The sequence below is a fragment of the Bacillus sp. V5-8f genome (assembly GCF_002863565.1).
In the GTDB taxonomy this organism is placed as follows: Bacteria; Bacillota; Bacilli; order Bacillales; family DSM-1321; genus Peribacillus.
Map to the genome: position 1 here is coordinate 55,614 of NZ_PGUW01000011.1, position 12,576 is coordinate 68,189.

The window sequence follows — 12,576 nt, forward strand, 5'->3', positions numbered from 1 at the left end:
TCACATGATTGCAGATATTATCGTGTTCGGTGCAATTTGGACTGCTATTTATTCGATGATTGCACTTGGATTTTCACTCATCTTTGGTGTGGCCAAGATATTAAATCTTGCCCATGGAGCACTTTTTATGTTTGCTTGCTACTCTTCTTACCTCCTTGCTACATCGGGTATTGGGATGTTTTGGGTAGCGATGGGATCAGTGTTGATCACGATTATTTTGGCTATTTTAAGCTATTGGATCCTGATCAAACCAATGCGTAATATGGAAACCCAGATATTGATTATCACATGGGCATTTGCAATGTTTATAGAACAGGTGATTGTGATTGGTTTTGGTCCGGAGCCTAGATTTGTGCCATCCATTTTCTCAGGAGGAATGAATGTAATCGGGGTACGTGTAACATATCAGCAAATGTTTGCGGTAGGTGTTACGATTGTCCTCTTGCTCCTCCTATGGTGGCTGTTAAGCAAGACGAATATGGGACGAATTATCCGGTCTGTTTCACAAGATCGTGAAATGGCATCAATGCTTGGGGTAAATGCTGAGCGAGTGTCCCTATTTGTTATTGGACTATCTTCAGCATTTGCTGCCATTGCAGGAATATTGGTCGCTCCATTCTTAACTGTTACGCCGGCAATGGGATGGTCTCCTATTCTGGTCGCATTTACGATTGTCGTTTTGGGAGGCCTTGGTAATGTCTGGGGTACGCTGCTGGGAGCGGTGATTGTAGCGTATGCAGAAATGATTACCTCTTACGCCATCACACCACAATTAAAGGATGCCGTAACGTTTTCTATTATGATTCTTGCATTGATATACCGGCCCAAGGGTTTGTTTTCGAAAGGGGTGAGTGAACGATGATAAAGAAAAATAAATATTCATTTGGATTAGTCATTGTCCTTACTCTTACCCTGGCCTTGCTGCCGTTTATAATCGATTCATTTTATGTCTTATCCATTCTCACCATGGCCAATCTTTATGCTGTGTTTGTAGTCAGCTGGGATATTGTTTCAGGCTATACCGGCAAGTTAAACCTAGGGCAAGCCTTATTCATAGGAATAGGTGCTTATTCAGTCGGCATTTTGCATGATTCGATGGGAATATTTCTGTCTTTGATGATCGGGGTCATTGCTGCTGTGGTTGCAAGCGTCATCATCGGTATTCCAAGCCTAAAGTTAAATGGACCCTTCTTTTCCTTAACCACCATGGTTTTACCGTTAATATTGCACCAACTGGCATATACATACAGGGATGTAAGCGGAGGCGAATTCGGGCTTAATGTAGCTGTTCCGTTAACACGCATGGAATTGTATTACGTAACGCTTGTGTTCATGCTGATTTCCGTTTTGGTGATCTTGTACATTTCGAGATCGAGAATCGGGAAAATCTTATTGGCAATAAAAGAAGACGAAGTGGCCTGTGCTGCAATTGGAAACAACGTTGAAAGGTATAAATTGTTTGCTTTTATCCTTAGCGGGATTATTTCCGGGCTGGGAGGAGGCTTGCTTTCCCTTTATTTGCGTCATGTCAGCCCCAACGTTTTCGATGTTTGGCAGTCGGCAACCATTCTGATTATGGGAGTAGTAGGCGGTATGGGAACCATTGTTGGTCCGTTAGTCTCAGCCTATGGGTTGACATTCTTATCGGAATGGCTTCGGGGGACCCAACAGTATCAAGATTTAATATACGCTGGTTTATTAATCGTTTTTCTCTTGCTATTGCCAAAAGGCATCGCTAGCCTGTGGTCTGTAATCAAGCAGAAAAAGGAAGCAAGGAGAGGGAAAGCTGATGAGTTTCTTTATGGTGGAGAAGTTAACGAAAATTTACGGAAAAGTAAAAGCGGTCAATGAGGTTTCCTTCTCTGTAGAACAAGGGCAATTTGTTGGAATTATCGGACCGAACGGAGCGGGTAAGACCACTCTGTTCCATTTGATTAGCGGGGTGCAGCGGCCTAGTTCGGGCTCCGTTTTTGTGAAAGGGAAGGATGTCACGGGAAAGGAGCCCCATCTCATTGTGAGGGAAGGATTGACTAGAACCTTCCAAGTGCCAAGGCCATTTCAGGAATTAACTGTGTATGACAATGTGGACATTGTAAGGCCATCAAAGGATAGCGGGGGAAATCGTTCAGAACGGATCGAAAGAATATTACAGGAGGTGGGATTATGGGGAAGCAAGCAGCAATTAGCAGGAAATCTGCCCCAGGGGGACTTAAGGCGTCTGGAAATGGCGCGTGCTCTTGCTACAAACCCGGACCTCCTCTTGCTAGATGAACCTTTTGCAGGATTAAACTCTGCCGAAATAGAAAGTTTATCGAAACTTCTTCTCCAAATGCATAAGGAAGGCATGACCATTATTATTATAGAACACAAATTAAAAGAATTGATGAAAATGGTTAAGAGGGTAATAGCGATAAATTTCGGTGAATTAATAGCGGATGATATCCCTCAAAATGTAGTCAAAAATGAAAGGGTGCTAAAGGCATATCTTGGTGATAGGAGTTGGAATTTTGCTTACAATCAATAATCTATCTGTAAGTTATGGCAAAGCACGGGTGATCAATCAGCTTGAGCTGCATATCCATCAGGGAGAAATGCTATCGGTTATTGGCCCCAATGGAGCTGGTAAAACAACTTTGCTTCGATGTATTAGTGGGTTAATCATGCCGAATGAGGGAGAAATAAAATTTGAAGGGAAGGCCATACACGGCTTGCCTGCCCATAAAATTGCACGTTTAGGTATTACTCATTGTCCGGAAGGCCGGCGCCTTTTTCCTGAAATGACGGTGCTGGAAAATCTGATGATGGGTGGATTAAATATCAAGAAACAACAAATTGGCGAACGATTGGAATATGTACATCAATTATTCCCGATTTTAAAAGCACGGGAATCCCAATATGCGGGAACGATGTCCGGAGGCCAGCAGCAAATGGTGGCAATCGGTAGAGCACTCATGACCTCTCCCAAGCTATTAATCCTTGATGAACCTTCGATTGGGCTTGCACCGCTTGTAGTTAGCGAAATATTTGAACAAATAAGGGTTATTAAAGAAAGTGGTGTTACGATTTTACTCGTAGAGCAAAATGTTGATGTTGCTCTAACGATTACAGATCGAATAGCTGTAATGGATAATGGGCGAATTTCTTTCATAGGCTCCCCCTCCAATTTACTTAACGATAATAGTCTAAGGGAGATTTACCTTGGGATTTAATATCAACATGCATGGGGATTGAGTAGGAGCAAAGAACTAAATTAAACAACTTCAAATATTATCCGATAAAGATTAGGTAAAAAGTAATATATTTATACAAAATCAGTGCGGCAGGTGATAAAACGTAAAGTCATTATAAAGTAATTGAATTCTTCAAGATGTGCTAAAAATTTAATACATTACTTTTTTCTTAAGAAATGGCAAACCTATCGAAAGGTAGGGACGCAAAGCCGCAGGCCTAAGACAGTATTGTTAGGGCAGCTGGGTTACCTAATAAGATGGCTTTATGTTCCATGAATCCACCTTTTTAGGGTGGATTTTTATTTTGTGGATTATGAAACGCAGAAAATGTTACTATAGGTCATTTTAGATAGTTTGTAAGATTTGGTGTTTGGTTTAAAGAAGCTATTTCAGAATATATGGAGAGTGGCGTCATGAGGTTAGTTGTTAAAAATACGTTAGTGATCAGTTTATTAATTACAATATCCATGATCAGTATTTCCGCATTTGGATATATGAAAGCAAAAGACTTTCTATATGAAAGATTTCAAGATCAAGCTTATAGCCAACTGGAATCGGTAAAAGCGAATATAGATATATGGATAAAAGGTAAACAAGAAACAATGGAATATATCGCTGAATCGGATGAATTAAAAACAAGCAATGTTAAAAAAGCAGATGCTTTGGGCATTGGAATAGCCAAAAGATTGGATAACCCAGATGCATTTGCCTTTATGAGTGCTGAAGGATTCTTATATTTGGGCGGGAATAAAATACCGGCTAGTCATTATGAACACTATAAAGGTGGTATGGAAAAACTAACAAAAGCCTATAATCCAGTTCCTTCGGCATCCCCAGGTTTAAACGGAGCACCAATCGTATTAGCCTCCTCTCCAGTATATGGTCATAATGGAGAGGTTGTCGGAGTTGCATCGAGCGGCAGCCAAATAGAAAGCCTAATCAATATCATCTCTAACATAAAATTAGGGAATAGCGGGTATGTTACCGTCTTTACGAGCGATGGCACGATTGTTGCAGGCCAAAATAAAGAGGATACTCTTAATAAGAAAATTTCAGATTATAAAAATAGTGATTTGGATCAATTAGTTGAGAAAAGTATCAATAGTAAAACAGGCGTAATCGAAACAAACTTTAATGGCGAAAACAGTCTAATTTTTTATAGTAAAGCAAAAGAAATGGATTGGGGCATTATGATTTCCGTTCCAACAAGCGAAGCTTTTGCTGATGCAAACTCCCTTTTAAATTATTTTATTATCATTACAGTCGCAGTTATTCTGCTAAGCGCAATTATTAGTTACGTCATCAATTTTAGATCCTTAAAACCGTTAAAAGAAGTTACGGATAAAATAGAAGAATTAGCAAACAACGAGGGTGATTTAACTCAAAGACTCAGCATCAATAGAAAAGATGAAGTCGGGAAATTAGCAGATAGCTTTAATTCTTTGCTTGATAGTTTGCAGGATTTAATCGGCGGGATTTTGCATAAAGGAGAGGTTGTTGCTGAACACACGTCTGTCCTATCACACCACGCTGATGAAATGGTGCAGCTATCCGGTGTCGTTACAAATAATGTTCAAATTGCAGCCGGAATCTCTACGGAACAAGAAATAGGAAACAAAAAGAATTTGGAATCAATGAATGGGATTACACAAAGTGTGTCAGAAATAAAAGATCATTCTTCATTGGTATCTGAGAAAACAAAGAATTCTTACCAAGTAGTGGAACAAGCGAATGAGGACGTTATTTCTTTGTTATCTCAAATGTCTGACATACAGGATTCGGTTCGTGGTTCATCCGAAATTGTAAAAAATTTAGGGAATCGTTCATCTGAAATTGGCAATATCGTTGAAATGATTACTAATATCGCAGCACAAACCAACTTACTGGCATTAAATGCTTCTATTGAAGCAGCAAGAGCTGGCGAACACGGAAAAGGATTTGCTGTTGTCGCTAATGAAGTGAAAAAGTTAGCAGAGGAATCTGCTCAATCAGCGCAACAAATTTCTAAACTTGTAAATGAGATACAAACAGAGACTGCTAATGCAGTTGTCGAGATGGAATCCGGAACAAGTAAGTTTGGAACTGGTATGGAAAGATTACAAGATGTCAATGGAAGCTTGCAACAGGTATACCATTCGTCAAACGAGTCGTCTAAGGAAGTAGATAAGATATTTATAGAAATAGAAAAACTGCTTTCTAAAGTAGAAGATGTGGAACAAGTCATCAAAGGTAACTCGGAGAAATCACTTGAATCAACAAGATACATCCGTGAAGTTGCAGCTTCTTCAGAAGAACAATTATCTTCTATCCAAGATATTACGGCTTCAATCGAACAAACTGCGAAGTTCGCTGAAGAAATGAGTGACTTATTGAAACGGTTTAAAATATAAGTGAATCACCTCCGTTTTTGTGTGTAAAAAGGGTAAACACTGCTAAATCTGAATATCTTCAACTACTAATTTAATTTTTAAAAAATCGTGAAGTCGGAAAAGAACCTTTGAAGAAGCGAAATGTAAAATAGTTACAAATATTAGGAGTTCACTAAGTTGGGCTCCTTTTGTTGTTCAAATCTTTATGAGGGAAGATCTCTTCCATGTCTTAATAAATGTGTGAGGTGCTGGTTCAGTAAGAGAATTCCTAAGTCTATGAAATTCTCAAGTAAGGAAACCCGTAATAGAATTGTCTGCGGCGCCAGCTCAGATTCTAAAATCAAATGTAATTGATTTTAACAGTAGAAAAACAATTGGCCGAAATGACCCTTTTCCTTGTGGAAGCGGTAAGAAATACAAAAAATGCTGCGGTCAAGCTTAAACCTCCATTGAATTATGATATAAAATCCAAAGTTGCTAAAAGGCTGATATTTGGCAATGTTGTTACTTTTAGCCTTAGAGTTCTCTCGGTATGATGTAACAATTAATTACAAAAATGGGTCAGAGCCCCTTTATTTTTAGAGAGAGTGGATTTTTGTGCGACGGGCAGCCTTATGGGGTGTTAAAATTTCCAAAGCCCTTCGTTCTTTTTCAAGACAGACACGCCACTGCGGTGAAACGACTGGGGGAGATAACGAAACAGAACTTCGCTATGGCCTAAGGATGAAATGACCTTATGGTCACGGTTCTAATAGTGATAAGACTTTTGAACTATTCCAATATATTCAAATTATTCACATTATGATATTATTAATGGTGCAAAGTTAATATCCTAATATAGGTGAGCGCGGAAATTTTGATTCTTTTGCGTTTCAAAATTGCCTTACGTTACTTTATATGAAATTGGTAATTTAGTAATAGAAGTTATGAAGTTACTTTTTTAGATAGGATGATAGAAATGGTTGGAATGAAAAGTCTATTCTTGCAATTTAATGGTAAAACATTTCTTTTTATCTCTATCTTGGGTCTAGTTCTTTTTTGTTCAAGTTTTAAATTAACTTTAGTTTATGGAATCACCTTCACTTTTACCAGTATTTTCATGTTTCTCATGCTTCGGCTATTCGGCCTTGCTCATTCCATTATAGCAGGAATGCTAGCTTTTCTTTTTGTACCCCACAATTTTACAAGTATATTTGGACATACGATTGTCCTATTAGAAATTATATTTGTTGAAGCGTTCTTCTATAGGGGCAGAAAGGCAAAGATGATCTTTGTTGATGCACTTTTTTGGTTGACTATTGGCTTGGCCTCCATATTTTACCTCAATCGCACTGCCTTATCCGAGAATGCTTTATATTTTGTCATGTCTAAAGATTTCTTCAATGGGCTTTTTAATGTCCTGATTGCAGATATGCTTTTAGCCTATTTTCCTTTTTACAAACTACTAGCTAAATTAAATAAAAATCACGTATCCATTCACCAATTTCTAACTCATGTAACGTTAATCTCAATTCTAATTCCTTTTTGCTTAAGTGTTCTGACAAATACAAGGAATTCACATGAATTTATTCATGATATAGAAAGGCAAGCTAAGAGTAATATCATTCAAATTGAACAAGAGCTGCTCCTATGGAATGCGGATGATCTTAGGAAGCTGTCTTTATACGGAAGCACTCAAATGGACAAATTAGATAAGGTTGTTCAGCAAAAAAAATCACGTGATTTTGATATTGTTATTTCGGGTTTTCACAACGATGTAATCGTTTCCACTTCAAACACGATTTCTGTAAAGGAAAAGTATGATTGGCAGCATACGTATGATATCAAAAAGGTTTCAAATAATGTTTATCGGGTGCTGCCAAAAGGACAAGATGACGGCTTGCCTATTATTAAATGGGAGGCAGGAAAATATGTTTATGTTAAACCTGTTGATCCTTTATCGCTTAATATAAACATTGAGTTTCCGATTGTTAAATACCAGGAGTACATATATCGTGATTTTTTGGATAAACTCGGTTATTCACTCGTATTTGCTTTAGGAACGGTACTTCTCATACTGGTTGTCAGTCGAATATTAATGAATAACTTAAAGCAATTGACGGTTGTAACGACAGGTTTGCCTCAGAAACTATTTCATCTAGAAACGGTAGAGTGGCCGCAAAGTAACGTAGCAGAATTGCGGTTGCTCACCCGAAATTTGATGAAGATGGCTGATAAGCTAAAAGAATTATTTCAAGAAAGCCATGAAATGAATGAACAGCTTAGGGACCGGACAAAAAAATTAAAAGAGTCAGAAGAACAGCTGCATCAATTAGCTTTTTATGATGTATTGACCGGATTGCCCAACCGCCTTCATTTCCAAACTTATGTGAAGCAGCTTATTACAAATAATGCGACGAAACATTTAGCGGTTATTTTTATTGATTTAAATCAGTTTAAGCGAATCAATGACACGTTAGGCCATGACGCCGGAGACACACTCCTTCAGTTGACGGCGAGTAAACTGCGTTCCTTACAGAATAGCGAAAGAGAGGTTTTTCGGCTTGGCGGGGATGAATTTGTTGTTGTCCATTGTGTGGAAGGCCAAGAAGAAGTCTCCGAAACACTAGAAAGAATCCTTAAAGAATTTTCAACATGCTTTTCGATTCAAGGACAAACGCTATATATTACCGCCAGTATAGGAATCAGCATGTATCCGGAGGATGGAACGGACTTGGATACTCTGGTAAAGTGCGCGGACTCAGCGATGTATCTTTCAAAGGAAAAAGGCGGAAATGTCCCGCAATTTTTTGATGAATCCATGAGAGACAGATTCCAAGAACGCCTATTGATTGAAAATGCATTACGCCAAGCGGTTGAGAAAGGTGATTTTGAGCTATTTTATCAACCGAAGACTAGAGCTGGGATGGTAACAAGCATGGAAGCGTTGATGCGTTGGCATGACCCGGTTTTGGGGTTTGTTTCTCCATCCACCTTCATTCCGATTGCAGAGGAAATTGGATTGATCCTGCAGATTGATGAGTGGGCACTCATGGAGGCTTGTAAACAAAACAAGGAATGGCATGATCAAGGCTTAGCACAAATTCCGGTGTCTGCAAATTTATCCGCCAAGCACTTTCAACAGGATTATTTGGTTTCAATGATAAAGAAGACTTTGGATGAATCGGGGATGGACCCCAAATTTTTAAAATTAGAGATCACGGAGAGTGTTTTTATTAAAGATGCCAAGCATGTGGCGGAAGTCATCTATAAGCTGAAAAGTTTAGATGTCCACATTTCGATCGATGACTTTGGAAAGGGATATTCGTCCTTATACCAACTATTGCATCTTCCAATTGACGAAATTAAGATTGACCGCCAATTTATTGAGGGAATTGATCAGGATGTAAAAAAAGCATTATTAGTTTCATCCGTTCTTGATATTGCCCATGGACTTGATTTAAATGTAGTAGCGGAAGGAGTAGAAACAGAGAAAGAAAGAGATCTACTGGTACAAATGGGATGCGATGAGCTTCAGGGTTATTTGTTTAGTCCTCCCATCAGTAAAATAAAGATGGCAGAATTCTTATGTGTGGACGAAAGTTTAGCAATGAGTAGTAGCACGAAGATTGAAACAGCACAATAATAACTTAGTTGTAATATAGTGGTAATATGAGGTAGAATAGTACTATGAAAACGGTGGTTAAATAGGACTGTATCGTACTGAGTATTTCATTTTACTAAATATATTTGTACATTGGACATTGCTTAGTATGATAGGGATAAGTTTTATAGAGTTTATAATTATGGGGGTTACGAATGGTTGGAAAGATTGCTTCATTAGAGAATTTAATTGCTGCTGTGCCATTGATAAAAGACTGTTTACCAGTGGATTCGTCAATTACAATCTCTAATTTGGAAAAGGTAGTTGGTGTTTTTCCCGGTGAGAGTGTAAACCTTGGCATAAATGTAGGGGATGTTCTACATCCGCAAACTCCAATCGCACAGGCCATGAAACAAAGAACATCTATTCATGTAAATGTTCCTGAGCATGTCTATGGATTTGAATTTACAGCAAGGGCCATGCCTATTTATGATATAGCAGGTACAATGATCGGTGGCATGGGGATTGCCATGCGAAGGCAAACCGAACTGAGGCTTATGGCTGACCAAATGATGCATTCACTAACTAAAGTTAATGAAGGCATGAGCGACGTTTCAACGGGAGCGGTTTCTTTAGCGGACTTTACACAGCAGCTTATAGCAGAATCACAGCATGTGACGGAAGATGTAAAAAAATCCGGCGAAGTATTACAAATCATTAAAAAAATTGCTGAGCAAACTAATTTATTAGGCTTAAATGCAGCTATTGAGGCCGCGCATGCCGGAGAAAAAGGCAAAGGATTCGGAATTGTAGCTAACGAAATTCGAAAACTATCGAATGAAACAGTTACATCTACCAACAAAATTCGCGAGACATTATTGCAATCTCAGGATGCTACCGCTGAAATTGTGCAATCTATCCAAAAAATGAACTCCATTGGGATGGATCAGGCATCTTCGATTCAAAATATATCGGCCGTTCTAGAAGAACTTCAAAAAATGTCAGAAAAATTAAATCAATTTGCCGAAAAATTGTAAATGATTGAACTGTACCCCAATTGATAAACAATTGGGGTGCTTTTGACATAAGGGGATTTATTTAATGCTTTTAAACCGATTGTCTACCCTCGAATGGAAGATCATCGTCCTTTGTAGTACGTTTTTTCAAAAAACCAAAGAAATTCTCGATTTCCCGTTCTGCACTTAAGAGAGAATCCGAACCATGGATTACATTCTCTTCTTTTATATTTGCAAAATCTCCGCGAATTGTACCTGGCATTGCTTCCGAGGGACTTGTCTTGCCAATCATGAGGCGAGAAACTTCAATTATATTTTCCCCTTCCCAGACCATTGCAAAAACAGGACCGGATATAATAAACTCCACTAATTCGCCAAAGAATGGCTTCTCCTGATGTTCCATATAATGATATTCAGCTTTAGCGCGGTCCACTGTCATAAGCTCTGCATTTAATAACGTAAAACCTTTTTGTTCAAAGCGTTTGATGATTTCTCCGATTAATCCTCGTTGCACTCCATCAGGCTTTACCATAATAAACGTGCGCTGTAATGCCATACGATCACCTCTTTGATAAAATAACTATAAATGTCTTTATCAGAAACATCCCCACTCATGGTGTACTTTACCTCTTCTTAGGAATTAGTTCTGTATCCTTATTCATTATGGATAAAAATCACAAATTTCAAACCAACTCATAACTAGAAAATTTTAAAACATCAGCATACAGGTGGTGAGGTAAGACCGTCACTTTTCAATCACTCATGAAAATTCAAACTGGGACTCCAAGATACATTACGCAGAAAAACAGGCTTAAGCAGGAATGAGAAAATAATAATACTTTAGTAGTTTTACCAGCATTCTACAACAGAGTACCAGTCTGTCATACAGAAGTTTTGTAACCTAGAAACACAAAAACAGAGCACAAAAAAGATTGCGCCCCTTCTTATTAAATCATTACTTATCGTATGTATGCCATCTAAGTTTGATTCGTTGCTATAACAATGCAGCCAAGATACCCCATTAGCAGCCATATTCCATGTCTAATGGGGTTACAAAAGATATATTAGTGAGTAGCGTTACGATGTTGTTTTTGATCAAATACGTAGTAATCAAGATATTTATGGAAGATCCACTCGCATACACTAATAATTACAGCACATATGAGAGAGACTGTTATCAGGCCGTCATCATGAGAAAACAGGATTTCACCCATAATCCAGATGATCAAAAAAGCCAATACGGCATCAAAAGCGGTGGTAATAACATTTCTTTTATCCGGGTCTGATTGATCCCCGATCATACGGAAAATGAATAGGTCACCAGGAAAATAGGTAAGGGCTGTTAAAGATAAGCTGATTAACAAAAGTTCATTAAGTTCTAAATGGAACGCTCCTGGAAGAATCATTCCTAAAGCAACTGCGATCATTACAAACTTGATGAGAATGGGTTTTGCATGTTTCGATCTCTTTTCCTCCCTTATATATGGTTATCCCTTATGCATTTTAGAATAAATACCGGAACATATAGAAAAGAGAGAGAAGATGGTTTCTTCTCTCTGCTATCTTTGTTCTGGATAGGATTTTTAATCATCTTCACGCTGTCTTGCTCTTGCTTCTCCGCCCTTGCGTCCAGCTTCTTCTCTGCTCATTTTTCCATCGCTGTCATCATCACGCTGTTCAGCTCGTGCGTTTCCGCCTTTTTCACCGATTTCTTGATAAAATTCTTTATCATGATTTTCAGAAGTCGCTTCGCCACCCTTCCGTCCAATCTCTTGATAGAATTCCTTGTCATGGTTTTCAGCCGTGGCTTCTCCGCCTTTGCGTCCGATTTCCTGATAAAATTCCCTGCCGTGATTTTCAGCTGTAGCTTCTCCGCCTTTGCGTCCTGCTTCTTCTACCGTCATTTTTCCATTCTTTTCTCTGTCGTTCTTAGCCATCATACATTCCTCCTTGTTCGTTTTATGAAGAAAGTGTGTCTGATACTTCAATTCCCCGATTACAGAATTCGAAACATTGTCAAGGGCATTTTTTATCGATTTTAGACGAAGTAAAAAAAGGGAGTCAGAACTTAAATTTTATTAAAATAGTATATCTTCTGTAAGGATTTCTGATGATTAGCTGTATATTCTTAAATATTATGAATATTTTAATAATTAAATAATTCTTATAATAGTATTGTAATATATCAATAAAAACCTTATAATACTATTTATCAGAAAGACAATTGTCTTTTCTGGATGGAACATGGTGGAATTCCCATTAATCGAGCCGTTGATGTCTAAAAAATTTTATACTCTATAGATGAATCTTTGATTCATTTGCAAACAATGTGTAAGAGAGATATAAATAGCTCCATATCTAGCAGCATAAGAAAGTCT

The 12,576-nt window shown here is 38.2% G+C and carries 11 protein-coding genes and 1 riboswitch; of the genes, 8 read left to right on the forward strand and 3 right to left on the reverse strand.

Features of this window, described 5'->3' with window-relative positions; genetic code table 11:
* The first annotated feature begins 4 nt into the window (after positions 1 to 4).
* The 8 genes from CUU64_RS13530 (at position 5) to CUU64_RS22940 (ending at position 10,219) form a co-directional block, all read left to right on the forward strand.
* Entirely contained in the window at positions 5 to 862 is an 858-nt protein-coding gene (locus CUU64_RS13530) for a branched-chain amino acid ABC transporter permease (RefSeq protein WP_101634151.1), read from the forward strand.
* Complete coding sequence (locus CUU64_RS13535; protein WP_101634152.1) at positions 859 to 1,851, forward strand: branched-chain amino acid ABC transporter permease; 993 nt, start codon at positions 859 to 861, stop codon at positions 1,849 to 1,851. The genes CUU64_RS13530 and CUU64_RS13535 overlap by 4 nt, the downstream gene beginning before the upstream one ends.
* Positions 1,790 to 2,524, forward strand: a complete 735-nt coding sequence (locus CUU64_RS13540) for an ABC transporter ATP-binding protein (protein WP_101634153.1) — start codon at positions 1,790 to 1,792, stop codon at positions 2,522 to 2,524. Before CUU64_RS13535 ends, CUU64_RS13540 begins: the two co-directional genes overlap by 62 nt.
* Positions 2,508 to 3,209, forward strand: a complete 702-nt coding sequence (locus CUU64_RS13545; protein WP_101634154.1) for an ABC transporter ATP-binding protein — start codon at positions 2,508 to 2,510, stop codon at positions 3,207 to 3,209. Before CUU64_RS13540 ends, CUU64_RS13545 begins: the two co-directional genes overlap by 17 nt.
* Positions 3,210 to 3,398: 189 nt before the next feature.
* A riboswitch (cyclic di-GMP riboswitch) is annotated at positions 3,399 to 3,483 on the forward strand.
* 160 nt (positions 3,484 to 3,643) lie between these two features.
* The gene (locus CUU64_RS13550; protein WP_101634155.1) at positions 3,644 to 5,620 is read left to right on the forward strand and encodes a methyl-accepting chemotaxis protein; all 1,977 of its coding nucleotides are present in this window, start codon (positions 3,644 to 3,646) and stop codon (positions 5,618 to 5,620) included.
* 289 nt (positions 5,621 to 5,909) lie between these two features.
* Positions 5,910 to 6,041 (forward strand): SEC-C metal-binding domain-containing protein, encoded by a 132-nt coding sequence (locus tag CUU64_RS23150; protein WP_219621874.1) that lies wholly within the window; start codon positions 5,910 to 5,912, stop codon positions 6,039 to 6,041.
* Between the two features lie 516 nt (positions 6,042 to 6,557).
* A complete protein-coding gene (locus CUU64_RS13560; protein WP_101634156.1) occupies positions 6,558 to 9,224 on the forward strand; it encodes a putative bifunctional diguanylate cyclase/phosphodiesterase in 2,667 nt (888 codons plus the stop codon).
* A 173-nt stretch (positions 9,225 to 9,397) separates the two neighbouring features.
* On the forward strand, positions 9,398 to 10,219 hold the full coding sequence (locus tag CUU64_RS22940; RefSeq protein WP_101634157.1) for a methyl-accepting chemotaxis protein: 822 nt from the start codon (positions 9,398 to 9,400) through the stop codon (positions 10,217 to 10,219).
* 70 nt (positions 10,220 to 10,289) lie between these two features.
* Here the strand turns inward: CUU64_RS22940 and ndk are convergent, their stop codons facing one another.
* The 3 genes from ndk to CUU64_RS13580 all read right to left on the reverse strand — a co-directional run bounded on the left by ndk (position 10,290) and on the right by CUU64_RS13580 (position 12,135).
* On the reverse strand, positions 10,290 to 10,754 hold the full coding sequence (gene ndk / locus CUU64_RS13570) for a nucleoside-diphosphate kinase (RefSeq protein ID WP_101634158.1): 465 nt from the start codon (positions 10,752 to 10,754) through the stop codon (positions 10,290 to 10,292).
* 508 nt (positions 10,755 to 11,262) lie between these two features.
* Positions 11,263 to 11,679, reverse strand: coding sequence for a YndM family protein (locus tag CUU64_RS13575; RefSeq protein ID WP_257985531.1), 417 nt, complete (start codon positions 11,677 to 11,679; stop codon positions 11,263 to 11,265).
* Between the two features lie 102 nt (positions 11,680 to 11,781).
* Complete coding sequence (locus CUU64_RS13580; protein ID WP_101634160.1) at positions 11,782 to 12,135, reverse strand: KGG domain-containing protein; 354 nt, start codon at positions 12,133 to 12,135, stop codon at positions 11,782 to 11,784.
* Between the last annotated feature and the right edge of the window lie 441 nt (positions 12,136 to 12,576).